This is a genomic window from Demequina sp. NBRC 110055 (assembly GCF_002090135.1).
In the GTDB taxonomy this organism is placed as follows: domain Bacteria; phylum Actinomycetota; class Actinomycetes; order Actinomycetales; family Demequinaceae; genus Demequina.
This window is the reverse complement of record NZ_BBRL01000008.1, coordinates 90673-114721: the sequence shown is the minus strand read 5'-3', so window position 1 is coordinate 114721 and position 24049 is coordinate 90673. Positions and strand designations below refer to the sequence as shown.

Genomic DNA, 24049 nt, shown 5'->3' with positions numbered 1-24049 from the left:
CGCACCATGCTGTAGAGTCTTATCTCGCGCCAGCCGCCCGGAAGGGGGCAGGAGCAGCTAGGGCCCCGTTGTGTAGCGGCCTAGCACGCCGCCCTCTCAAGGCGGTAGCGCGGGTTCGAATCCCGTCGGGGCTACGGATGAAACTCCTCACTTTTCGGTGGGGAGTTTTTCTGTTTCTGCACCGCAGTGGCGCGTGGTCACGGCTCGTCCGCAATGCGTGGTAATTTCCCCCGTCACGCGTTCCGGCTGTGGGAGCGCTCGCCGCGGCGGAAGGGGGACGATGGCTCTCGGGGAGTCCACCGAGGACGTCCTGTCCGAGACCTTCCTTTCCGTCGCGCGCGACATTCACCGCTTCACCGGTGACGAGAGCGACTTTCGCGCGTGGGTATTCACCATCGCGCGACGTCGCGGGCACGACGAGTGGCGCTCGCGTGGTCGCCATCCCGAGACGGCGGACGGGCTCGAGCCCGCGGGGCTCGCCGAGGAGCACTGGCACGGCGACGTGGAGTCCGAGGCGCTGTCCGCGATCTCGCTCATCGAACTGCGTGTCCTGATTCGGGGGCTGAGCCTGGTGCAACGCGAGGTCATCCTCATGCGCGTGGTGGCGGACATGTCGGTGAAGGAGACCGCGCAGGCGCTCGACAAGTCCGAGGGTGCGGTACGGGTCATCCAGACACGCGCGCTGAAGGCCCTGCGCGAGCAGCTCGACACCCACGGTCACGAGCGATCGATACTTCCGGGGAGAAATGATCTGTAACGTTTCCGGCCGCTCAAGCGATGACAAGGATGTGAGCCGCGCATCGACCCCCCACGCCGAGCGTGACGTCGACGCGCTCGTGGCCGGTCGGCCCGTGGCGGACCCCGACCTCGCTGCCCTCTCGCCGGTGGTCGCGGCCCTGCGGGCGAGCGCCACCGCGACACCGACTGACTCGCAGGCGGCGGCCATGGCCGCGACGCTGGCGGCCGCCGTTGCTCCGGCAGGGGGCGCGCCCGCCGCCCGCCGCTCGCCGTGGAGGCGGCGGGTGGGTGCCACCGTCGCCGTCGTGGGTGTGCTGGGACTGAGCTTCGCCGGCGCCGCTGCGGCCGATGCTGCCGCGCCCGGTGATGCCCTCTATGGCCTTGACCGCGTCCTCGAGCGGGTGGGGGTCAACGCCGGTGGCGCCGAGGAGAGGCTCGACGAAGTGCGTGTGCTCGTTGACCGGGGAGACGTGGACCGGGCCACCGACCTGGCGACGGAGACGCTCGACGACCTCGATGAGGGCGATGCCGCCGAGGGCCTGCGCGAGGCCGCCGTGTCTGTCCTCGCTCACGGCGCTGAGCAGTCACACGACACCCGTACGCGGGTGTCCGAGATGTTGCTGTGGATGGCCGACCAGGACACGCGCGGCGCCGAGTTTGGCGCGGCGGTGTCCGAGCGCGCCCGTGGGCTCCTCGATGAGCCCACCGTCGCGGCAGGCGAGGCGACGGACGCCCGCACGTCCGAGACGGGCGCGGACCAAGTGCCCGACGCCCCGTCGCCCGTCTCCGTGGGTCAGCCGGAGAATGCCCACCAGTCCGAGAGCACGGGCGAGTCCGCCGAGGAACACTCGGCCGGTCGGACGTCCGGTGCTGAGGGTGAGGGTGCTGATGTGCCAGCGCCTGCCGAAGCCGAGGTGCCGACTGCAGCAGGCAAGCCCGACACGTCTGTCGCAACCGGGAAGCCCGAGAACGCGGGCAAGCCCGACGCGGTGGCCCCGGTCGACGAGAGAGGTCAGGACCCCGCACCGGCGGTGCCCGGCGAGTCCCGCGGCGAGGGCGGCAAACCCTAGAGCGCTGAAGCCCTGCTTGCAGGGCGACGAGGTGACGGCCCCGGATGATGGTGCGGGGCCGTCACCTCGCCGCTCGGCGAGCGGCGACTATGGACGGCGGGGCGGGCGTTCCTCGAGCGCCGTGACATCGGCGACAGTGGCGAGCCGCTCGCGCCAGGTGGTGACGAGCGATGCAGGGGGAGTGCCACACGCCGCATCCTCGGCGGGCCGGCGCGGACGCCGTGCGGCGATCGCGTCGTAGGCGCGGTCGCGCACACCGCGCGGTACCGCGAAACCCACGCGCGCCAGCGCACGCCACGGCCGGGTGAGGCCGGCGGCGACGGTGAGTGAGGCATCGGACTTGAGGGCGGGCCCCTCTGGCAGCGCGATGACGAGAGTCGACTGTGCCACGTCGTGTGGCAGGCCCATCGCCGTCAACGCAGCACGGCCCACCTCGCCCGCCGAACCCGCGATGAGGAATCGTGCGTCTGGATCGCGCCGGATGAGCCAGGCGACAAAGCCGTTGCACAGGCCGCAATCCCCGTCGAAGACGACGATGGGTCGTGGCGCCCGCGGTCCGGGCTGAGGGTCGCTCACCGATCGGTTCCTTCTCACTATTGAAAGTAAACGGCCTGCTAGACAGGCACCCCTTTGATACGTAACGTTACGCCGTCCCCTGCAACGAAACCGCAGGGGATATGACAGGCCCCGTCATCCCGGCGGGGCCTTTTCGCGGTCGGCGCGCAAGTCTGGCGTGCCGGCGTCTATCGCGCCACGGTCCTCCGAGGTGCGCCCCTGGGGAGGGATCACGATGGCAACTCCGAATGAATCCATGACGGCAGCAATGGGGATCGACGGCGCGATGGCCGCTGCGCTGGTCGACTTCGACTCCGGAATGACGCTCGCTACCGCTGGCGGAGGCGTCGACCTCGAGCTCGCGGCTGCGGGGAACACCGAAGTGGTGCGCGCGAAGCTCCGCGTGATGGACTCGCTGGGTCTCGAAGACCGCATCGAGGACATCCTCATCACACTCGGCAGCCAGTTCCACCTCATCCGTTTGGTGAGCTCGGCCTCGGGACAGGGGCTCTTCATCTACCTCGTGCTCACGCGTGACCGGGCGAACCTCGCGATGGCGCGCCGCCAGCTCCAGACCATCGAGCAGTCGCTCGATATTTGAGACGTGAGGGGGGCGGCTCCGTGGTTCTTGCGCGGGTCGCCCCCAGTCCTCTTCACATTATGACTGACATCACCAAGATTCTTGTCGCGGGGCCCTTCGGAGCCGGCAAGACGACGTTTGTCGCCACCGCGGCAGACGACCCTTTGACGTCTGAGCGCGCAGTATCCGATGACACCGCGCGCCTGAAGGAGCAAACCACCGTCGCGATGGACCACGGCACGGTGCGTCTTGCAACTGACTCAGGAACCCGCCGTACTGTGACGCTTTTTGGTGCACCCGGCCAGGAGCGCTTTAGTTTTATGTGGCCGCTGCTCGCCCAGGGCATGGGTGCCTATGTGTTGCTCGTTGACGCGAGCCGGCTGCAGGCCCTCGCCCAACTGAAGTCGGTCGTGCGCCGCTTCGCCGAGTTCGCGCCGTCGGTTCCGTACCTTGTCGCTGCGAACAGATGGGACTCTGCTCAGATGGATGCGGAAGAACTTGCTCGCTTCGTCGGGGTGCCGGGTGCGGCGGTGGTGGCGTGTGACCCGCGCGTGCCCGAGGACGTCAACCGCGTGCTCGCGGCTGCACTCGCACTGGCCGACGGTGCCCGCCTGCATCGGGTGAGCGCATGATCGTCCCCAAGCACGGACTGATTTCTGCCGCGCGCCTGAGACAAAGCCTCGCCGGTGTGCGGCGCGTGATCATCGCCCGCGCCGACGGCATCGCGATGTACGACGACGTGCCGCTCGCGCAGCGCGACGGCGGCGCGGCGCTCACGGCAGCGGTCAACGGCCTTGCCGCGACCGTCGCCACGTCGTTTGCCCTGGGAGTGGCCGGCGCGAACATCACCCTTGCCGAGAATGGAGCACTCGTGGTGTGTCCCATCGATGCGGGCCACCTGCTCGCCGTCCTGGTAGATGCCGAGACGGATCTCACCGCGGCGCTGCGGGCAGCCGGTGCCGAGGCCGAGCACTTGCGCGCCTTGTCGAACACTCGGATCGCGTCATGATGGCGCGGCAAGACTGTGCGCTGATGGTGGCGCCACTTCTCGAGCACCCCGGGGTGTCCCGCGTGGTCGTCGCACACGCCGACGGCGTCGCGCACTTCGACACGGCGTCGCTGGAGGAACGCGAGAAGGGTGCCGCGGCGGCCGCGATGGCGGCGGCGACTGCCGCGGTGGTAGGCGGGGCCATGGGCCTCGAGGGCATGCAGGGACACGTGGTGTACGCAGCCGAGAAGCAAGTGGTGTCGCGCCCCGTGGGATCCGACGCCATCTTGCTTGTGGTGGCCGAGATGGGGCCGAATGGTGACGGCGTCTATCCGCTGGTGCGGCGCATCGGCCGGGAACTCGAAAGTGGCGAGGCGCCCTCGGCGGTGATCGGCGACAGCCGGTAGCCGCGCGGGCGTGGCAGCTACTCGAGTTCGGGAGTGTGCGTCACAAGGTGACGCAGGTGGATGCCCCATTCGAAGGCATGCTGTTCCTGGCCCGGCAACAGCATCGCCGCAGGTGCCTGGGTGTGCTGACGCATCGTGACCGTGAAGCTGTGGGGGCGATCCAGCGCCTCGTAGCGGGCCGCGCTGAAAGCCCTTGCGATGGCATCGGCCGAGCCATGTCCCAGCGGCCCTACGATCCGCGTCTCGAATGCCGCGTACCAGCGCGGGCCCGCAGGGAGAGCCTCGAGCCAGGCGCGCAGCGACGGGTGCGTGAGATCGGCTGGCACGTGCCCGGGGGAGTCCTTGGCTTGGGCCGATGCTCGCGTCGCGTCCGTCGGGAGGTTGAGGGCATGGACGGGAGCGCCGGCAATCACGAGCCGCGCCTTCTCGATGACGGCGGGTGTCGCCTCGTCGGTCGTCATGGCGACGGCTCCGTCGCCGTAGCCTCCCGCGATCGACTCCGCGATGGCGGCGGTGTTGCCCCACATCGACTCATAGACGATCACGGTGTCCATGTCTTCCGGTATACGCCCGCCACGCCCTCTTCGCACGGGACGAAGGTCCCCCGGACCGGCGTGCGAGCTGCCGCCCGTGCGCAGCGGCGCCTAATGCTCCGTGCGTCGGAGCACGTCGGAGAGCTGGCGCGCGGCGTCCATGACGGCATCGGCGTGCTCGCCCGCGGGGTGAGAGGTGAGGCGCTCGATGGGACCGGAGATCGACACTGCCGCGATGACGGTGCCTGCGGTGCCCCACACGGGAGCGGAGACGGAGGACACCCCCTGCTCGCGCTCACCGGCCGATTCGGCGAACCCGCGCGAACGCACCCGGTCCAGGTCGGCCGCGCTGAACACGGCGCGCGCGAGTGCGGTGTGCATGCGCTCGGGCTCGGCCCACGCCAGCAGGACCTGGGCGGCGGAACCCGCCGTCATGGTCATGGTGGTGCCGACGGGGATCGAGTCGCGCAGACCGACGGGCCGGTCGACGGCCGCGATGCAGATGCGCTGGTCGCCGTGCGGGCGGTACAGCTGGCTGGACTCTCCGGTGCGGTCGCGAAGGGTCGTGAGGACGGGAAGCGCCGCGGAGACGAGCCGGTCCTCGCCCACGGAGGCGGCCAGCTGGGCGAACCGGTCGCCCAGCACGAAGGCGCCGGATGCGTCGCGTCCGACCAGGTGGTGGTGCTCGAGCGCGAGCGCGAGCCTGTGCACGGTGGGGCGCGCAAGATGGGTGGAGGTGACGAGCTCGGCGAGAGTGGCCGGCCCCTTCTCGAGCGCGCTGAGGATGGCGGCCGTCTTGTCAACGACGCCCACGCCGCTATGATTGTCCATAGAGCGATACTACCGTCTCGCATCGTGAGACGTCGAGCAGCACGGAGGAAAACATGGGAACCACGCTCGCAGAGAAGCTGTGGGCGGACCACCTGGTCCGCAAGGGTGAGGACGGCGCGCCCGACCTCATCTACATCGACCTGCACATGTGCCACGAGGTCACCAGCCCCCAGGCGTTCGAGGGCCTACGCCTGGCCGGCCGTCAGGTGCGCCGTCCCGATCTCACGATCGCCACCGAGGACCACAACACCCCCACGCTCGACATCGACAAGCCGATCGCCGACCTCACCAGCCGCACCCAGGTCGACACCCTGCGCAACAACGCGAAGGAGTTCGGCATCCGCATCCACTCGCTGGGTGATGCCGACCAGGGCATCGTCCACGTCGTGGGCCCCCAGCTGGGCCTGACTATGCCGGGCATGACCGTGGTGTGTGGCGACTCGCACACCTCGACGCACGGAGCATTCGGATCGCTCGCGTTTGGCATCGGCACCTCCGAGGTCGAGCACGTGCTCGCCACCCAGACCCTGCCTCTCAAGCCATTTAAGACGATGGCGATCAACGTCGACGGCGAGCTGCCCGAGGGCTCCACCGCGAAGGACATCATCCTCGCGATCATCGCGAAGATCGGCACCGGCGGCGGTCAGGGCTATGTCTTGGAGTACCGCGGCGAGGCCATCCGGAAGCTGTCGATGGAAGCGCGCATGACCATCTGCAACATGTCGATCGAGGCGGGCGCCCGCGCCGGCATGATCGCTCCCGACGAGACCACGTTCGAGTACGTCAAGGGCCGTCCCCACGCCCCCGAGGGCGCCGACTGGGACGCCGCCGTCGACTACTGGCGCACGCTGACCACCGACGACGACGCCGTCTTCGACACCGAGGTCACCCTCAACGCCGCCGACCTCGAGCCGTTCGTGACCTGGGGCACCAACCCCGGCCAGGGCCTGCCGCTGTCCGCGACCGTGCCCAACCCGGCCGAGATCGCCGACGCCGACGAGCGCGAGGCCGCCGCGAACGCCATCAAGTACATGGGCCTCACTCCCGGTCAGCCGCTGCGCGACCTCGCGATCGACACCGTCTTCCTGGGCTCGTGCACCAACGGCCGCATCGAGGACCTGCGCGCCGCGGCCGAGATCATCCAGGGCCGCACCAAGGCGCCGCACACCCGGATGCTCGTGGTGCCCGGCTCGGCGCGCGTGCGCCTGCAGGCGGAGCAGGAGGGCCTCGACAAGGTCTTCATCGAGTTCGGCGCCGAATGGCGCAATGCGGGCTGCTCGATGTGCCTCGGCATGAACCCCGACCAGCTGAAGCCCGAGGAGCGCTCCGCGTCGACCTCGAACCGCAACTTCGAGGGCCGCCAGGGCAAGGGTGGCCGCACCCACCTGGTCAGCCCGCTCGTCGCCGCCGCCACCGCGATTCGTGGCACCCTGTCCAGCCCCGCCGACCTGGCCGATGCCGACGTTCTCGTCGGTGCCGGCGCCTAAAGGAGCAGCCGCCATGGAGAAGTTCACCACCCACACCGGCATCGGCGTCCCGCTGCGTCGCTCGAACGTCGACACCGACCAGATCATCCCCGCCGTCTACCTCAAGCGCGTCACCCGCACGGGCTTCGAGGACGCGCTGTTTGCCGCTTGGCGCGGTGACGAGTCCTTCATCCTCAACCAGGACGAATACAAGGCCGGCTCCGTGCTCGTCGCGGGTCCTGACTTCGGCACCGGCTCATCGCGCGAGCACGCCGTGTGGGCGCTGAAGGACTACGGCTTCAAGGTCGTCCTCGCCTCGCGCTTCGCGGACATCTTCCGCGGTAATTCGGGCAAGCAGGGCCTCGTCACCGGCATCGTCAGCCAGGAGAACATCGAGCTCATCTGGAAGCTGCTTGAGACCGAGCCGGGCAAGGAGATCACCGTCTCGCTCGAGGATCGCACGGTCACCGTCGGCGAACTCACCGTTCCGTTCGAGATTGACGACTACGTGCGCTGGCGCCTCATGGAGGGGCTCGACGACATCGGCCTGACCTTGCAAAATGAGGCGGACATCACCGCCTTCGAGGCGACCCGCGACGCGTGGCGCCCCAAGACTCTGCCGGCCAAGACCGACGAGAAGTTCGTCGTCGAGGCCGCCAGGCCCGCCCAGTAAGGACGCCCACGAACTCCTCAGCACAGCCGCAGCGACGCCGCGTCGCCCGACCGCTTCCGCATCGGGCCGCGGCGTCGCTTGCGTTGCCCGCCATCGCCTCCAACGTCGCCGTCCCGCTCGCGGGGCTCGTCGATACGGCCGCGCTAGGCCACTTCGCGACCGCCACCGACCTTGGTGCCGTGGGACTCGGCGCCGCCGTCATCTCGACACTGTTTTGGATCTTCTCGTTCCTGCGTGCGGGGACGACCTCGCTCGTGGGCCGGGCGCTGGGTGCGGGTGACGGCGTGGGGGCCGTGCGTCACGTGCAGCGCGCGGGGGCGCTCGCGGCGGCGATGGCTGCCGCGTGGCTGGTCCTCATGTGGGCCATCGTGCCTGGCATCTTGCATATCCTTGCCCCCGAGGGGCCCGCGCGCTACGCGGCGCTGACCTACACGCTCATTCGCGGCCTCTCGCTCCCGGCGCTGCTCGTGACGCTGATCGTCTCGGGCTATTTCATCGGCGCGAAGAACACCCGGATCCCGCTACTCGTCGCCTCGGTCCAGGCCGCCGCGAACATCGTGCTCGACCTCGTCCTCGTGGGTGGTGCGGGCCTCGGCGCCGCGGGGGCGGCGTGGGGCACCTTCGGATCCGAGTGGATCGGCGCGGCCCTCGCGGTGACCATGCTCTGGCGCCGCCTCACTGCCGAGCAACGCGCCACCGCACGCGATTGGCGGGACGCGACCTTGCGCCGCGGATGGGGGGCGCTCGCACGCTTCAACGGCGCCCTCATGGCCCGCACCGCGCTGCTCACGTCCGTCGTCACCTTCGTCGCGTCCATCGGCTCACACTTTGGCCCCGAGATCCTCGCCGCCAACGCGATCATGCTGCAACTCATGAACGTCGCCTCGTATGCGCTTGACGGTTATGCGAATGCGGCCGAGGCGCTGGTGGCGCACTCCGCCGGCGCAGGCGACCTGCCCTCGCTGCATGCCGCGGTACTCGCGTCCGCGATCCCCATGGCGGCCATCGGTCTCGGCCTCACCGCCGCGTACTGGCTGGGTCGCGACCTGATCCTCGCGGCCCTCACCAGCCTGCCAGGGGTGCGCGACGCCGCGACCGACTACTGGATATGGATCGCGCTACTACCGCTGCTTTCCTGGGGTGCCTATTGGCTCGACGGAGTGTTTCTTGGCGCGGGGCAGTCGGGGCTGATGTTCATCGCCATGGCGGTGTCTGTGTTGGGGGTGTTCGTGCCCGTGCTGCTGATCGGTTCGGCGACCGTGGGGCTCTCCAACGGCCTGGTCTGGACTTGCTTCCTCACCCTCAATGTGGTGCGCCAGGTCACGTTGCTCGCGGCCTATCCGGCGCTGACCCGCCGCGTCGCCGTCTGACGCACTATCGGTGTGGCCCACAGATGAGGCTGATGTGACGCATGGGACTCCAGTGACCGTCGCATGCGTCACGGCCGTTCACACGCGTCACAGGTGTGGGCCAAACTGAAGGTGCGAGGGGTGGCATGGCATGCTGGCGCGCATGGCCCGATCCGTCGCGTCTCCCGCAGGCAAGACCACCGCACCCACGGCGCCCGCCTGGGTGGGTGACGCACGGGACTTGGCGCGCGTGCTCGCCGCTGCCCTCGTGTGCGGCGCGGCCATCCCCCTGTTCGCCCTGCACGTGCGCCCCGCGGGTTACCTGCCGCTGCTCGTGGGCCTCGTGCTCGCCGTGGCCATCGACCGTGCCCTCGCGCGCGACCTGGGACTCATCGCGCTCGGCCAGGCCATCATCTCGACCATCTCCCTCCAAGCCGACCTGTCCGACCCGGGCATGACGCGCTTCACGCTCGCGCTGGGCCTCGCGGTGCTGGTGCCGTGGGCGCTCGACCACTGGGTTACCCGCCAGCGCATCATTTCCTTCCCCGTCATGACAGGGCGACGTTGGACCCGCGCCCAATGGATCTACCTGGGCGTGGTGGTGGTGGCCGGCTATCTGATCCTGCCGTTCTACTTCCTGGGCTCCGGTGCCTACCTCAACTGGCCCGACCTCTCCGGCGACAGCGACATCGCCCGCCTGTTCGTGGGCGTCAACGCCGTGGGGTTGTGGGACGAGCTCTTCTTCATCTGCACGGTGTTCGCGTTGCTGTGTCGACACTTCCCCATGCCGCTGGCGAATGTCCTGCAGGCCGCCGTGTTCGTGTCCTTCCTGTGGGAGCTGGGCTATCGCGAGTGGGGACCGGCCCTCACCATCCCGTTTGCCCTGGTCCAGGGGTGGATTTTCGCGCGATTCAAGTCGCTCGGGTACGTGCTTGCGGTCCATTTGCTGTTTGACGCCGTCGTGTTCGCCGTACTGGTGCACGGCCACCACCCCGACCTGTTCGACATCTTTGTGACGGCGCCGTGACACGCGTCATCGGCCTGGCGGGCCCGCCAGGGGCGGGCAAGTCCACGCTTGCTGCTCGGATGGCCGATGCCGCGGCTGGCTCCGCCGTCGTCGTCCCCATAGACGGTTTTCACTTCTCGAACGCCGCACTCGAACTGAGGGGCCTGGCCGGTCGCAAGGGCGCGCCGGACACCTACGATGTGGATGCCCTCGTGGCCCTGCTCGTCCGTCTACGCGAGCCCGGCCGCGACGCCCTGACCGCACCGGCCTACTCACGCGACCTCCACGAGCCTGTGAAGGACGCGATTGCCGTCCCCGCGGGCGTTCGGGTCGTCATCGTCGAGGGTAATTACCTGGGCCTTCTTCGCGACGGGTGGGAGCGTGTGCGCCCACTCCTGGACGACCTGTGGTTCCTTGACGTGCCGTGGGCCGTGACGCGCGCACGTCTCATCGCGCGCCGCGTCACGACGGGGCGGGATCGGGCGGACGCCGTCGCCTGGGTCGACCGGGTCGATAGGGCGAACGACGAGGTGATCCGAGCGACCTCACCGGCCGCCAACAGGCTCCTGACGGATGGAGAGACGCCCGCGGTCCCTTAGGACGGCATCGGCCGCGACAACCACGCACGCGTCCCGAACGATCCAAGGGACACCGCGACCACCCGTGAGGCCCAGGCGAGGTCCTCGGCCAGGCGCTCGGTGACGTACCCCCGCGTCGCGAGCCGATGCGCTAGCGCGCCGTGCAGCACATCGCCCGCGCCGAGCGTATCGACCACGGGGACGGGCTCGACCGGTACCTCGACGACCGGGCCTCCCGTCGTCACGAGCAAGGGAGCCGCGCCGCGGCTGATGACCGCCGCGGTAGCGCCGCGATCGATCAGGCGCGCGAGGGTCGCATACGGGTCCGAGCCGACGTCGGGAAACGCGAAGTCGTCGGAGACCACGGCCACATCGGTGACCGTCAGGAGCGCCTCGGTGTAGGGCTTGTGGGATCCCGCGTCGAGGACCACGGGGATGCCGCGCTCGCGGGCGGCGTGCGCGAGCGGCAGCGACAGGTGGCGGTGATAGCCATCGATGACGACCGCGCCGATGCCTTCCAGGAGCGCCTCGGGGTCGAAGCCGTCGGGGGTCCCGGGCACGTCGACGGCGCTGCCGGTGGGGGAGACGACCGCGCGTTCGCCCGTCGTGCGGGTCACCATGATGGCGGCGGTCAGGGGAGGGCCGGTGGGGGAGTCGTCGGAGACCTCAAGGGTCACGCCGCAGTCCGCGAGGTCGGCCGCGATGAGGTCGCTGAGCGGATGGGCCGGCAGCGCCGTGACGAGGCGCGACGACCCCTGCAGGCGCGCCGCGGTCACGGCCGCATTGGTGGCGGGTCCACCCGCCGCGACGAAGAAATCGTGCGATGCCACCTTGCGGTTGGCCGGCGGCACGCCGTCCACCAGATGCGCCACATCGAGCGTCGTCAGCCCGGCACACAGCACCGTGTCTCCCGTCATGAGTCCCGATCCTGCCACGCCCGCGACGCGCGGCGGGTGACGAGTCTGAGCCCGGGTAAGGGAAGATGGACCCCATGACCGACTCCATTCGCGTCCATGGTGGGCGTGCGCTCAGTGGCGAGATCCACGTGCGCGGCGCTAAGAACTTCGTCTCCAAGGCGATGGTGGCCGCCCTGCTCGGCTCCACGCCGTCGACCCTGCGCAACGTTCCGCAGATCCGCGACGTCGAGATCGTCTCGTCGCTACTCAGCCTGCACGGCGCGCCCGTCGATTACGACGTCGAGACCGGTGTCCTTCACGCCGACACCAGCAACCTCACGACCGCGGACGCGTTCCAGATCGCCCAGCATGCCGGCTCGAGCCGTATCCCGATCCTGCTGTGCGGGCCGCTGCTGCACCGCATCGGCGAGGCGGTGATCCCCGACCTGGGCGGCTGCCGCATCGGCGACCGCCCCATCGACTTCCACCTCGAAATCCTCACCAAGTTCGGAGCCGTCGTCACCGAGGGCCCCGACGGCCTGCACCTGAGCGCCCCGAACGGACTCAAGGGCATCAAGCACGAGCTGACCTACCCCTCGGTGGGCGCCACCGAACAGCTGCTGCTGACCGCCGTCATGGCCGAGGGCATCACTACGCTGCACAACGCTGCCGTCGAGCCCGAGATCAAGGACCTCATCGACACGCTGCAGCGCATGGGCGCGATCATCTCTGTCGACACCGACCGCTCGCTCACCATCGAGGGAGTGAGCGAGCTGCGCGGCTACGACCACACGGCGCTGACGGACCGCATCGAGGTCGGATCCTGGGCCTGCGCCGCCCTCGCGACTAAGGGCGACATCTTCGTGCGCGGCGCCCAGCAGCGTCACATGGGCTACTTCCTCAACGTGTTCCGCAAGGTCGGCGGCGAGTTCGACATCACCGCCGACGGCATCCGCTTCTACCACCCGGGCACCGACCTCAAGCCCATCGCACTGCAGACCGACGTGCACCCCGGCTTCATGACCGACTGGCAGCAGCCCATGGTGGTCGCGCTGACGCAGGCCAAGGGCCTGTCGATCGTCCACGAAACCGTCTACGAAAACCGCCTGGGCTTCACCGGGGCGCTCAACCAGATGGGCGCACAGGTGCAGCTGTTCCGCGAGTGTTTGGGCGACAAGCAGTGCCGCTTTGGGCAGCTGAACTTCCAGCACTCCGCCGTCATCTCGGGCCCCACGCCGCTCGCCGCGGCCGACATCGAGGTACCCGACCTTCGCGGCGGCTTCTCGTACCTCATCGCCGCGCTCGCGGCCGAGGGCACCTCGACCGTGTCGAACATCGGCATCATCGACCGCGGCTACGAGAACTTCCGCGGCAAGCTCACGGCGCTGGGTGCGGAGATCGCCTGATCATGCCCCGTCCCATGCCCGCGGGGTTCAAGACCGCCGCGTTCTTCATCAAGCCCATTCTGCTTGGCGTCACCCGGCGCGACTGGTCCGGCGGCGAGAACCTCCCCACCGACACAGGCTTCATCGCCGTGTCGAACCACATGACGTACGCGGACCCGTTCACGCTCGCGCACTATCTGTACGACCACGGCCAGGCGCCGCACTTCCTCGCCAAGGCGTCGCTGTTCGACATCCCACTGGCCGGGCGCGGCCTGCGCGGGCTCGACCAGGTGCCGGTGCACCGCGGTTCGGCGCGCGCCAAGGACGCCGTCGACGCGGCAGCGAAACTCCTCCAACGCGGCGACTCCATCGCAGTGTTTCCCGAGGGCACCCTCACGCGCGACCCCGAACTATGGCCCATGATGGCGCGCACCGGAGCGGCCCGGATGGCGCTCGACTACGACGTTCCCGTCGTGCCGATCGCGCAGTGGGGAGCACAGCACCTGCTGGACCCCTACGGCAAGCGGCCGCACCTCATTCCGCCCAAGAAGGTCATCGTCCGTGCCGGTGCTCCGGTGGACCTTTCCGAGTTCCGCGGACCCGACCGGGACATCGATACCCTGCGGCGCGCGACCGACCGGATCATGGGTAGCCTGACTGCCATGCTCGAAGACATCCGGGGAGAAAAGGCCCCCGCTGTGGCCTGGGATATGCGACGAGAGGATGGTGGCCGATGACCCGCGCCGCCGTCCTCGGAGCCGGCGCCTGGGGCACCACCTTCGCCGCCGTGATGGCCGATGCGGGCACCGACGTCACCCTGTGGGGCCGCGACGCGGAGGCTGCCGCGCAGATCAATGCCGAGCACCGCAATCAGCGCTTCCTGCCCGATCTCGACCTCCCCACGAGCCTCACGGCCACCACGGACATTGCGCAGGCGCTTGAGGGCGCCGACATCGTCGCCGTCGCACTGCCCGCACAGATCTTGCGCTCGGTCGTTGCTCAGTGGGCGGACCTGGTGCCGGCCGATGCGGTGGTGGTCTCGCTCATGAAGGGCATCGAGATCGGCACCCACGAGCGAATGAGCCAGGTGCTCGCCGAGGTGTGGGATCTGCCCGACGAGCGACTGGCCGTCGTCTCCGGACCGAACCTGGCCCGCGAGATCGCCTCCCGCCAGCCCACCGCGACGGTCGTCGCGGGCACCGCGACGCATGCCACCGAACTGGTGGCCGCGGCATCGGCGTCCTCCTATTTCCGTCCCTATACGAACGCCGACCTCGTCGGCGTCGAGCTCTGCGGCGCCTTCAAGAACGTCATCGCTGTCGCCGTGGGCGTGGCCGACGGACTGGGGTTCGGTCACAACACCACCGCGACCGTCATCACCCGCGGGCTCGCAGAGATCACGCGGCTCGGGACCGCCCTGGGCGCGCAGCCCGATACCTTCTCGGGCCTGGCGGGCATGGGCGACCTCATCGCCACGTGCGCGTCGCCGCTGAGCCGCAATCACACGCTGGGCGCGCACGTGGGACGAGGACTGAGCCTGGAGGACGCGATCGCGCGCACCGGCGGAACGGCCGAGGGCGTGAAGACCTCCGAGTCCATTCAGGAACTCGCGCGCGAACACGGCGTCGATGTGCCGATCTGCGATGCGGTCGTCGCGATGCTCCACGACGGCGCCCCCATTCAGGACGTGCTGAACGCGCTGGTATCGCGCCCACGCAAGGCCGAGGGCGCCTGATGGCGCGTGCCACCGTCGCCGTCGTGTTCGGTGGCCGGTCCTCCGAACACGGCGTGTCGTGCGTGACCGCGGGCGGCGTGCTCGGTGCGATCGACCGTGATCGCTACGACGTGGTCGCCATCGGCATCACGCGCGAGGGGCGCTGGGTGCCAGCGCCCACGGATCCCGCGGACTGGGCGATTATCGACGGAGAGATGCCCGAGGTGCGGGACGCTGCGGACACCGTCCTGGCTCCCACCCGAGCGGGGGAGCGCGCCTGGTCGGTGCTCGACGGCGATGGCACGGTGTCGCCGCTAGCCGAGATCGACGTGGTCTTCCCCGTGCTGCACGGACCCTACGGCGAGGACGGGACCGTCCAGGGAGCGCTCGAACTCGTCGACGTGCGCTACGTCGGATCGGGCGTGCTGGCCTCCGCCGCGGGCATGGACAAGCAGTTCATGAAGACCGCGTTTCGCGCGGCCGGTCTGCCTGTGACGCCCGACGTGACCCTCCTGCGCGGCGACCGCGTCGCCGACCGGATCGCCGACGTCGAGGCGTTGGGTCTGCCCGTCTTCGTCAAGCCCGCGCGGGCGGGCTCGTCGATGGGGATCTCCAAGGTCTCCGACCTGGCGACGCTCGAGGCAGCCGTGGCGGATGCCGCGAAGCACGACCCTAAGGTGCTCATCGAACAGGCGGTGTCCGGCCGCGAGATCGAGACGGCGGTGCTCGAGACGGTCGACGGCCCGCGCGCGTCCGTGCCGGGGGAGATCATCACAGGCGGCGGCCACGACTTCTACGATTTTGAGGCAAAGTACCTCGACGAAGGCGCGGTCAATCTCGTGTCGACGGCTGACCTTCCGCCCGAGCTCGAGCGGCGCGTGCGGGACACCGCGATCGCCGCCTTCCGGGCCGTGGGCGCCGAAGGTCTAGCGCGGGTGGACGTCTTCGTCACCGACGCCGGCGACATCGTCATCAACGAAATCAACACCATGCCGGGCTTCACGCCTACGAGCATGTACCCGCGCATGTGGGCTGCGGCCGGCATCGAGTACCCCGAACTGGTGCAGACGCTGATCGAGACGGCGCTCGCTCGACCCGTGGGCCTGCGCTAGCAACTCACGCTCGTCGAGAGCGCCTCGGGAGGCACTGATCGCGCCGTCCGAGGCGACGGGGCCGGCTCGCTCATGTGAACTGGCCCCGCCGCCGGTCGGCCTAGTAGGTGAAGCAGGTCAGGAAGTTGAAGCTGTCGCGGGCGAACTCCGCGCTGGCCGGGGCACCGTCGCGCTCCAGCACGTACAGGCCCACTTTGCCCTGAGCGGCCTCGAGGATCGGCGCCCAGTCGATGTCGCCTTCGCCGACGTCGGTGAGGTCGCCGAAGCCGAACGGCGCGTTGCCGTCCTTGATGTGCAGCAGCTCCACGCGGTCGCCGTGCTCCTCGAGTAGCCCGACCACGTCGACGCCTGCGTTGGTGGCCCAGTAGACGTCGAGTTGGAACGTGACGTAGCGGGGATCAGTGTTCTCCACCAGGATCTCCCACGCGGACTTCACCTCACCGGTGGTCGGGTCCTCGTACGTGGTCGTGAACTCGCTCCAGTGGTTGTGGCCGAAGAACTTCCCGGTGCCGTTCTTGACGGACTGCTCTCCCAGCCGGTTCATGGTCTCCGCCGTGGCGAGGGTGTTCTCGTACGAGCTGATGCCGGGGCTCGCGAACCCGCCCGATCCGACCCACTTCTGCCCCAGCGTCTTCGCCTCGTCGAGGGTCTGGTCGAAGCTGGCCTCCGCTGTACTGCCGTGGGAGGACAGCGCCCGCATGCCGCGGTCGCGTAGCTCGTCACGGAACTCTGCGCGGGTGTACGAACCGTACGAACCGGCGAACGGCTCGACGTTGCGAATACCGATCTCCTCGAGCTCGTCGAGCACGGTGTCGATGCCGACCTCGCGCACCCAGGAGTTGTAGCTGTACAGCTGGATCGAGATCTTGTTGGCGGGCACCGAGGTGCCCGCACAGCGGGAGGCTTCGTGAGCGCGGGGGTTGGCGTTGTCGCTGGGGGCGGCCGATGCGGGGGCTGAGACCGCGAAGGCGCCCGCCGTGGCGGCGGCAACCGTCGCGAACGCCGCGAGGGCGCGGCGGGTGCGGGTGGTGGTATTCATGGTGCTTCTCCTTCTCGGCGGCAACGTTGCCGCCGTGGTGGGGACGCCGCTCCGGGGGTCGGGGCGGCGCGGTGGCCGCACGGCGAACGCCGTGGACCGCGCGAGGAGAGCACATGACCTGCCGCACACGTGTGTGCGGCAGTAGAGTGCATGTGCCGGATCCCCGTCTGGGATGACGGCGTCGCTGTCGTTCCAGCGAGGAGCGACGTCGTCGTGATGAGGGTGAGGGTGCGAGCCCGTCGTTGCGTCTTGAATGAGACGTGGCGGCGGGCTCGTGGTCGTCAGGGCGGCGCGTGTGTGGTGCGTGCCGATGCCGTGCGCCGGTGATGCCGGCGGCGGTGCGGGAGATGATCGACGATGACCATGGCCCGAACCTCAAGGGACTTATGCCGCATGTCAAACAAAAGATGCGTGACGTGCCTCGAATGTGATCAAACCCGCTCCCGGGTGGGGTGTTGGGCCGCTCCGGTTGCGCCGCCCCGTGTCCACGCTACGATGCCCACATGTGACGTAAGTCACAGTGATAGCTCCGGGGGGAAGCAACATCATGAGCTTTTTTGGCATGCGTCTATGGGGGACTTCACCACTTCTTCGCCTGATTCAGGCGGTGGTGATCACGGTGATCTCGACGATCGTGGGGACGCTGACGGCGGCGGATCCGACGCCACCAGAGGTCGACACGGGCGGCGCGGCGCAGGAGGTCGAGGCTTCGTCTGAACCGGCGAGCGCGCTCTCGCTGGAGGGCTTCACGGACGAGGCGGTGCTGACGGCAGGGCTTAACCAGCCCATCTCGATGACGTTCCTGCCGGACGGCCGCATGCTGGTGCTCGAGAAGGAGGGCCGCATCCTCATCGGTAACCCTGGCACGGTGCCGATGCAGACGCAGGCCTACATGACGTTGACGAACATCGACGTGACCGCAGAGCGCGGCCTCATCGACATCGCCCTCGACCGCGACTTCTCGTCCAACGGGTACCTGTACCTGTACTACCACCCGCAGACGCCGGGCAAGGGCCGGATCAGCCGCTTCACCCACACCGAGAACGCCGGGGGACTGACGAGCCGGGCAAGCACGGCATCGGAGATGGTCGTGTGGCAGGACACCACGGGATACACGAGCTGCTGCCACTACGGCGGCGGCCTCGACGTGGGGCCCGACGGCAACCTGTGGCTCACCAACGGCGACAAGTTCGACGGCGAGCGCGCTCAGGACCTCACGGACGCCTCGGGCAGCATCATCCGTGTCGCCACCGACGGCTCGGTGCCCCCCGACAACCCGTTCGCCGACGGTGCCGGCGGCGCCCACCCGTACATCTGGGCCTACGGGCTGCGCAACCCGTTCCGCGCGAGCTGGGACATCGAGACGAACCGCATGTTGGTCGGCGAGGTGGGGGGAAACGACGTCCCCGAGTCGTGGGAAGACGTGCACCTCGTCAAATACGACGAGGCGTACCGCGGCCTCAACTACCAGTGGCCCTACTGCGAGGGACCCGCGCCCTATACCGACTTCCCCGAATGCCCCATCGTGGCAGGCGACGAGGCCGAGCCGATCTTCGCCTACCAACACGCGAACTCGGCGGACAACAACGCGTCGCTGACCGGAGGCTTCGTCTACCGAGGCCATCAGTTCCCGGCGGCCTGGGACGGCGTGTACTTCTACGGTGACTACACGCGCCACATGATTCGCTACCTCACCTTCGACGAGTCGGGCGAGACGGTCACGGGAGACTTCCCCTTCCGCCCCTCGGAACAGATCCCGGGTAACCCCACCACCGTGGTGTCGATCGAGCAGGGCGGCGACGGGGCGCTGTACTACGCCCTGATCGCGACCGGCCAGATCCGCCGCGTCGTGTACGAGGGCGGCAACCAGGCACCCTCGGTGACCACGGCCACGGCCGACGTCACCGAGGGCCCCACACCGCTTGAGGTGGCCTTTACCGCGAGCGCGACCGATCCCGAGGGCGACGCGTTGGAGTACACGTGGCACTTCGGTGACGGCGCCACCGCGACCGGCGCGGAGGCCTCGCACACCTACTCGGTGGACGGCCCCTATGACGCGTACGTCAGCGTCTCGGATGGCACCCACACGGTCGCCTCTGACACCATCCGGATCCAGGCGGGTGTCGCGCCCGAGGTCGAGATCACCTCGCCGGCCGACGGCGCGCTGTTCCGGGCGGGCGACACCATCGCGGTGTCCGGGTCCGCGACCGACGATGGGGCGCTCGACGACGAGAACTACGCATGGACGGTCCAGTTCGGTCACGACAACCACTTCCACCCCGCGGACCTCATTCCCGACGGCCCCCGTGGTGAGTTCGAGATTCCCACGAGTGGGCACGACTACAGCAATGAGACCTGGTATCGGATCACGTTGACCGTCACCGACGCCGACGGCTTGGTCGGCACCGACACGGTGGAGGTGTTCCCCGACAAGGTCGACCTGACGCTGGCGACCGAGCCTGCCGGGCTCGTGGTCAACCTCGACAGTGTGCCGCGCTCCACGCCGTGGGTGCACGACACCCTCATCGGCTTCGAGCACACCGTGACTGCTCGGTCGCCTCAGTGCCTCGACGGCGAGGGATACGTGTTCGATCACTGGTCCGACGGCGGCGCTGCGACCCACGCCGCCACGGTGCCCGATGAAGACTCGACCCTCACCGCCGTCTTCACCCAGAGTGGGCCGTGTGCCGCTCCGGTCACGGAGGGTCTGGTCATGCGCCTCCAAGGCGACCAAGGCGTGACCGCGTCGGGCGGCTCCGTGACGGCATGGTCGGACCTCACCGCGTCGGGCAATGCGCTCGCCGCCACCACGGGCTCACCGAGCCTCATCACCGGCGCGCTTGCGGGCCACAACGTGGTGAGCTTCGACGGTGTGGACGACGGCATGGGACGCTCAGGCTTTGCGGGGCTGCCCACGGACGGCGCGGACCGCTCCGTCTTCGCCCTGGTGCGTTACGACGGATCCTCGACCACCGGCGGCTGGGCCGGGTTCACGTATGGCGCGCCCTACACGGGTGAGGCCTGGGGGCCCGTGCGCACCTCCGACGGTGACCTGGGGATCCAAGGCTGGGGCGGCGCAGGAGACGCCGATTCCGATTCGCCCGCCGATGGCGAGGGCTGGCTGGTCCAGTCCATTGTGCTCGACGACGACGCCTGGGTGCACTACCGCGACGGCGTGGAGATCGACGCCGGGACCCAGGCCTATGACACCGGTGCGGACCGCATCCGCCTGGGCGCGGAGCTGAACGACAACCGCAAGGTCGCCATGGATGTCGCGGAGGTCCTGGTCTACGACCGCGCGGTGTCGCCCACCGAGCAGGCCCAGATTCAGGATTACTTCGCCCAGGCCTACCTCGACGGCATCGTCGAGGAGCCCGAGCCGCCCACGGTGACGATCACGGCACCGAGCCCCGGTCAGAGCCTGCGCGGCGGCGACGTCACGGTCGGATGGGAGACCGGCGGCGGGTTCGCTGCGGGCGACCACGTGCACCTCACCCTCGACGACGGCGAGCATGTCACCGTCATGGGCGCCACCGGTTCCCACACCTTCACCGGTGTCTCCGAGGGGGCGCACACCGTCACGGCGACCATCGCGGACGCCTCCCACGGCGAGTACGAGAACCCTGGTGCCGAGGACAGTGTGGACTTCTCCGTGAGCCTCGCGCCTCTGACGGGTGACTTCCCCGCGGATGGCCTCACGTTGCATCTCGAGTCCGACCTCAACGTCATCAAGGATGGCGCCAACCACGTGGGTGGCTGGCTCGACCAGTCCGGCCGCGGCAACGACCTCGACGATCCGCACGGCGACCCCGACATGACCACGTCGCCCAGCGGTATGCCCGCCATCGCGTTCGACGGCGACGCCGACGCGCTCGAGCGCGATGGGGGCCTCAACGGCATGCCGCTCGGCGCCGCCGATCGCACCGTCGCCGTGGTGGCGAGCTACGACTCGGACGGATGGGGCGGCTTCGGGTGGGGCGCCCCGTACTGCGGGATGACCTTCGGCACGGGCGTGTCCGCCACCGGCAACCTCGCCCTCCAGGGGTGGTGTGCCGACCACGACTCGGGCGTGGCCGGAACGGGAGCAGGATGGCTGGTTCAGGCCATCACCTACGACGGCAGCGCGTTTGCTCACTACCGCGATGGCGCCGAGATCGATAACGGAACCGTCTCGCTCACCACGGCGGCCGATCGCATCATCCTCGGGGCCGAGGTGGACGGCGCACCCACTCTCGACATGGACGTGGCCGCCGTCTTGGTCTACGACCGGGTCCTCGATGCCGACGAGCTCGCGCAGCTGACGGCCCACCTCGACGAGAAGTACATCTCCGGTGAGGTGGAGGACGGGCCGCCCACGGTTCCGGCCGGCCTGACGGCCGATCCTGGCGACGCCCAGGTGACGCTGACATGGGACCCGGCAGCCGATGCCAACGGGGACCTCGAGGGCTACCGCGTCTATCGTGCCGAGCAGCCGGGCACGATCGATACCGCGGTCGACAGCCCGATCGCCACGGTCACCGAGCCCTCCTACCTCGACACCGACGTAGTCAACGGCGTCACGTACACGTACGCGGTGACGGCCGTCGACACGGCGGGACATGAGTCCGCAGCCTCCGCAACGGCACAGGCCGCCCCCGCGGCGCCCGAGCCCGACACCACGCCGCCCGCCGCGCCCACGGGCCTGACCGCCACGGCGGGCGTCGCAAAGGTGACCCTCGCGTGGAACGACAACGGCGAGGCGGACCTGGCCCACTACCTGGTCTATCGCGCCGAGGCGCCCGCCACCCCGGATCCGGACGCAGATGCGCCGCTCGCGACGGTGACGGAGCCCACCTACGTCGATACCGACGTCGCCGCCGGCACCGAGTACGCCTACGTCGTCACGGCACTCGACGCGGCAGGCAATCCTTCCGCGGCGTCGGCCACGGCATCGGCCACCCCCAGCGCACCTCCCGTGCCGGGAGAGGGATGTGCGGTGCCCTACGCGAACGACGCCGTCCTGTGCCTCGTGTCGACCGAGGGCATCGCCGGCCCGGCGGTGACAGCGTGGACCGATCAGTCCGCGGCCGGCAACGACCTCGACGTCGTCACCGGCGATCCGACCCTGGGAGACGTACAGACGCCGTCCGGACTGCCCGCCGTGTCCTTCGACGGTGACGGAGACTCCCTGCGTCGCGTGGGTTCGCTCCAGGACATGCCACTCGGCGCGGCCGACCGCACGGTGGTCACGGTGGTGCGCTACGACTCGGCGGGCTGGGGCGGATTCTCGTGGGGAGCGCCGTATTGCGGTATGACCTTCGGGACCACGGTCGCGACCGATGGTGACCTCGCGGTCCAGGGCTGGTGCGCCGACCACGACTCCGGGGTCGACGGCACGGGCACCGGCTGGCTGGTCCAATCGGTGGTCTACCGCGATGAGGAGTTCGTCCACTACCGCGACGGCGCCGAGATCGACGCGGGCGCCTACACCTACGCCACGGCGTCCGATGCGATCATGCTCGGCGCGGAGATCGACGGCAACCCCTCGCTCGACATGGACGTCGCCGCAGTCCTGGTCTTCGACCGGGCGCTCAGCGAGGCCGAACACGAGGAAGTGGTCAACGCCGTCGCGGCCACCTACCTGGGCTGACGCGCTAGCGGCACTCGAGGTTGTTGACGGGGGCCCGCGACGCCGGCCCGGAGAACTCCGCGAGCAGCTCGGTCACGGCATCGTCCGCCCGCACCGTCGGCACCGTCACCTCAAGCGCGGGGGAGCGGCCGAACACGGTCGCGACCCACGCGCCATCCTCTTCTCGCAGCAACCAGTCGACGTCGGCCGCGGCGGTGGTGACGCTCACACACTGCTCCGTCGTGGGCCCGGGAGGCTCGACGCCGCACCGCGCGATGATCTCGTAGTCCTCGCCCCACGCCTGGGTTGCCTGCGAGGTGGTGCCGCGCTGCTCGAGGCCGCCGATGGTCTCGGGGATCGCGAGCATGACCTCCGCGCAGTCGGGGTCTGCCGCGTAGGTCGCGGGCTCCACCACGACGGCGTGAGCGCACCCGCCAAGGAGCACTCCAGCAGCGACCATGCTCGCGGCGACGAGGGGCCGGGACGCGTGCATGGGTCAAGACTAGTTCGACGGTGCAGCGCTCGATGACCGGTGGCCTACCCTCGACCCATGACCCACGTCTCAGACATGTCAGAGGACGACCTCATCGCGCTGTTCGCCCCGCGGCTTCCCGACACCGACGCCGAGATTCTGGGCTCCGGGGACGACGCCGCGGTGCTGTCGGTCGACGGCGACCTGGTCGTCAGTGCCGACATGCTTGTCGAGGGCCGTCACTTCCGGCGCGAATGGTCCTCAGGAGCCGACGTCGGCTTCCGCGCGGCCGTCCAAAACCTCGCCGACATCGACGCCATGGGCGCCGTTCCCACCGCCCTCGAGGTGTGCCTCGCGATGCCGGGTGACACCGACGTGGAGTGGGTGCTGGGTTTCGCCGACGGGCTGCGCGAGGCGTGCGAACCGTACGGGGTTGGCGTGGTCGGCGGCGACCTGTCGGGCGCCCGCGAGATCGTCGTGTCTGTGACAGCGCTGGGAGAGACGCATGGTACGTCTCCCGTGACGAGGGCCGATGCCGTGGTGGGGGACGTCGTCGCGGTGTCGGGGCCGCTCGGGGCGGCTCGGGCGGGGCTGGCCCAGCTCGAGGCGGGCACGCGCTATGCCCAGGACGCGATCGACCTGTTCCTGCGGCCCCGGCCGCGCATCGGCGCCGGACTCGAGGCCGCCCTGCACGGCGCAAGCGCCATGATGGACCTCTCGGACGGGCTCGCGCGTGACGGCGCCCGCATCGCCCGTGCCTCGCAGGTACGCGTGGCCCTCGACTCGACTCTCATCCCCGTGCACGACGCCGCGACCTTCACGGCGCAGGCGATGGGCGCCGACGCGCTCGCGTGGGCACTGGGCGGGGGAGAGGACCACCACATGCTTGCCTGTTTCCCGCGCGAATCGGCGGTACCGGACGGCTGGAGCATCGTGGGAGTCGTCGAGGACGGCCACGGGCTCACCGTCGACGGTGCGGCCCCGCCCGTCGCGGGCTGGGACCACTTCGCCTGACCTCCGTGTCGGCGGCGGGCGACCGCCGCATCGGC

Annotated in this window: 23 protein-coding genes and 1 tRNA gene; 18 read left to right on the top strand and 6 right to left on the bottom strand. The window is 69.4% G+C overall.

From position 1 onward, the window contains the following. Positions 1 to 61 precede the first annotated feature (61 nt). The 3 genes from B7K24_RS09735 (at position 62) to B7K24_RS09725 (ending at position 1808) form a co-directional block, all read left to right on the top strand. Positions 62 to 134: transfer RNA gene (locus tag B7K24_RS09735), tRNA-Glu, on the top strand. A gap of 146 nt (positions 135 to 280) precedes the next feature. Beyond that, positions 281 to 757: an RNA polymerase sigma factor gene (locus B7K24_RS09730; RefSeq protein WP_084130145.1), complete on the top strand. Its 477-nt coding sequence runs from the start codon at positions 281 to 283 to the stop codon at positions 755 to 757. Positions 758 to 788: 31 nt separating this feature from the next. After that, a complete protein-coding gene (locus tag B7K24_RS09725; protein WP_084130144.1) occupies positions 789 to 1808 on the top strand; it encodes a hypothetical protein in 1020 nt (339 codons plus the stop codon). An 87-nt stretch (positions 1809 to 1895) separates the two neighbouring features. Here B7K24_RS09725 and B7K24_RS09720 read toward each other — a convergent pair whose 3' ends face one another. Further along, a complete protein-coding gene (locus B7K24_RS09720; RefSeq protein ID WP_159449211.1) occupies positions 1896 to 2384 on the bottom strand; it encodes a thiol-disulfide oxidoreductase DCC family protein in 489 nt (162 codons plus the stop codon). Positions 2385 to 2598: 214 nt separating this feature from the next. On the opposite strand from B7K24_RS09720, the gene B7K24_RS09715 reads away from it, so the two are divergent. From B7K24_RS09715 to B7K24_RS09700, 4 genes are read left to right on the top strand one after another with little or no spacing between them, the layout of a single operon-like run. Further along, positions 2599 to 2964: a hypothetical protein gene (locus B7K24_RS09715; RefSeq protein WP_084130142.1), complete on the top strand. Its 366-nt coding sequence runs from the start codon at positions 2599 to 2601 to the stop codon at positions 2962 to 2964. A gap of 59 nt (positions 2965 to 3023) precedes the next feature. Continuing rightward, the gene (locus tag B7K24_RS09710; protein WP_084130141.1) at positions 3024 to 3575 is read left to right on the top strand and encodes an ATP/GTP-binding protein; all 552 of its coding nucleotides are present in this window, start codon (positions 3024 to 3026) and stop codon (positions 3573 to 3575) included. Beyond that, positions 3572 to 3952: a hypothetical protein gene (locus B7K24_RS09705; protein WP_084130140.1), complete on the top strand. Its 381-nt coding sequence runs from the start codon at positions 3572 to 3574 to the stop codon at positions 3950 to 3952. The genes B7K24_RS09710 and B7K24_RS09705 overlap by 4 nt, the downstream gene beginning before the upstream one ends. Beyond that, a complete protein-coding gene (locus B7K24_RS09700; protein ID WP_144268237.1) occupies positions 3949 to 4338 on the top strand; it encodes a hypothetical protein in 390 nt (129 codons plus the stop codon). Before B7K24_RS09705 ends, B7K24_RS09700 begins: the two co-directional genes overlap by 4 nt. Positions 4339 to 4355: 17 nt before the next feature. Here the strand turns inward: B7K24_RS09700 and B7K24_RS09695 are convergent, their stop codons facing one another. Together B7K24_RS09695 and B7K24_RS09690 are read right to left on the bottom strand one after the other, a co-directional pair. Next, a complete protein-coding gene (locus B7K24_RS09695; RefSeq protein WP_084130138.1) occupies positions 4356 to 4892 on the bottom strand; it encodes a hypothetical protein in 537 nt (178 codons plus the stop codon). Positions 4893 to 4982: 90 nt separating this feature from the next. Next, positions 4983 to 5702, bottom strand: a complete 720-nt coding sequence (locus B7K24_RS09690) for an IclR family transcriptional regulator (RefSeq protein WP_084130137.1) — start codon at positions 5700 to 5702, stop codon at positions 4983 to 4985. 53 nt (positions 5703 to 5755) lie between these two features. Here B7K24_RS09690 and leuC point away from each other — a divergent pair, with 53 nt between their 5' ends. The 5 genes from leuC (at position 5756) to B7K24_RS09665 (ending at position 10795) form a co-directional block, all read left to right on the top strand. Beyond that, complete coding sequence (gene leuC, locus B7K24_RS09685) at positions 5756 to 7189, top strand: 3-isopropylmalate dehydratase large subunit (protein ID WP_084130136.1); 1434 nt, start codon at positions 5756 to 5758, stop codon at positions 7187 to 7189. A 13-nt stretch (positions 7190 to 7202) separates the two neighbouring features. Further along, positions 7203 to 7841, top strand: a complete 639-nt coding sequence (gene leuD / locus B7K24_RS09680) for a 3-isopropylmalate dehydratase small subunit (RefSeq protein WP_084130135.1) — start codon at positions 7203 to 7205, stop codon at positions 7839 to 7841. Between the two features lie 83 nt (positions 7842 to 7924). Then, the gene (locus tag B7K24_RS09675; RefSeq protein WP_159449210.1) at positions 7925 to 9211 is read left to right on the top strand and encodes an MATE family efflux transporter; all 1287 of its coding nucleotides are present in this window, start codon (positions 7925 to 7927) and stop codon (positions 9209 to 9211) included. Between the two features lie 142 nt (positions 9212 to 9353). Then, on the top strand, positions 9354 to 10217 hold the full coding sequence (locus B7K24_RS09670) for a CPBP family intramembrane metalloprotease (RefSeq protein WP_234986660.1): 864 nt from the start codon (positions 9354 to 9356) through the stop codon (positions 10215 to 10217). Then, positions 10214 to 10795, top strand: coding sequence for a hypothetical protein (locus B7K24_RS09665; protein WP_084130133.1), 582 nt, complete (start codon positions 10214 to 10216; stop codon positions 10793 to 10795). Before B7K24_RS09670 ends, B7K24_RS09665 begins: the two co-directional genes overlap by 4 nt. On the opposite strand, the gene B7K24_RS09660 is transcribed toward B7K24_RS09665, so the two are convergent. Beyond that, positions 10792 to 11691 carry a PfkB family carbohydrate kinase gene (locus B7K24_RS09660; protein ID WP_084130132.1) on the bottom strand — a complete coding sequence of 300 codons (900 nt, stop codon included), beginning with the start codon at positions 11689 to 11691 and terminating at the stop codon, positions 10792 to 10794. The two genes, B7K24_RS09665 and B7K24_RS09660, sit on opposite strands and share 4 nt — an antisense overlap. 74 nt (positions 11692 to 11765) lie before the next feature. Between B7K24_RS09660 and murA the strand changes: the two genes are divergently transcribed. From murA to B7K24_RS09640, 4 genes are read left to right on the top strand one after another with little or no spacing between them, the layout of a single operon-like run. Further along, positions 11766 to 13076 carry a UDP-N-acetylglucosamine 1-carboxyvinyltransferase gene (gene murA / locus B7K24_RS09655; protein ID WP_144268236.1) on the top strand — a complete coding sequence of 437 codons (1311 nt, stop codon included), beginning with the start codon at positions 11766 to 11768 and terminating at the stop codon, positions 13074 to 13076. 2 nt (positions 13077 to 13078) lie between these two features. Beyond that, positions 13079 to 13792: a 1-acyl-sn-glycerol-3-phosphate acyltransferase gene (locus B7K24_RS09650; protein WP_084130130.1), complete on the top strand. Its 714-nt coding sequence runs from the start codon at positions 13079 to 13081 to the stop codon at positions 13790 to 13792. Further along, on the top strand, positions 13789 to 14790 hold the full coding sequence (locus B7K24_RS09645; RefSeq protein ID WP_084130129.1) for an NAD(P)H-dependent glycerol-3-phosphate dehydrogenase: 1002 nt from the start codon (positions 13789 to 13791) through the stop codon (positions 14788 to 14790). The genes B7K24_RS09650 and B7K24_RS09645 overlap by 4 nt, the downstream gene beginning before the upstream one ends. Then, a complete protein-coding gene (locus B7K24_RS09640) occupies positions 14790 to 15881 on the top strand; it encodes a D-alanine--D-alanine ligase family protein (RefSeq protein WP_084130128.1) in 1092 nt (363 codons plus the stop codon). Before B7K24_RS09645 ends, B7K24_RS09640 begins: the two co-directional genes overlap by 1 nt. A gap of 100 nt (positions 15882 to 15981) precedes the next feature. Here B7K24_RS09640 and B7K24_RS09635 read toward each other — a convergent pair whose 3' ends face one another. Beyond that, positions 15982 to 16920, bottom strand: coding sequence for a sugar phosphate isomerase/epimerase (locus B7K24_RS09635; RefSeq protein ID WP_084130127.1), 939 nt, complete (start codon positions 16918 to 16920; stop codon positions 15982 to 15984). A 607-nt stretch (positions 16921 to 17527) separates the two neighbouring features. Here B7K24_RS09635 and B7K24_RS09630 point away from each other — a divergent pair. After that, positions 17528 to 22549: a PQQ-dependent sugar dehydrogenase gene (locus B7K24_RS09630; RefSeq protein WP_234986659.1), complete on the top strand. Its 5022-nt coding sequence runs from the start codon at positions 17528 to 17530 to the stop codon at positions 22547 to 22549. 4 nt (positions 22550 to 22553) lie between these two features. Here B7K24_RS09630 and B7K24_RS09625 read toward each other — a convergent pair whose 3' ends face one another. After that, positions 22554 to 23021 carry a DUF3515 family protein gene (locus tag B7K24_RS09625; RefSeq protein WP_144268235.1) on the bottom strand — a complete coding sequence of 156 codons (468 nt, stop codon included), beginning with the start codon at positions 23019 to 23021 and terminating at the stop codon, positions 22554 to 22556. A 57-nt stretch (positions 23022 to 23078) separates the two neighbouring features. Here B7K24_RS09625 and B7K24_RS09620 point away from each other — a divergent pair, with 57 nt between their 5' ends. Further along, complete coding sequence (locus B7K24_RS09620; RefSeq protein ID WP_084130125.1) at positions 23079 to 24014, top strand: thiamine-phosphate kinase; 936 nt, start codon at positions 23079 to 23081, stop codon at positions 24012 to 24014. Positions 24015 to 24049 lie beyond the last annotated feature (35 nt).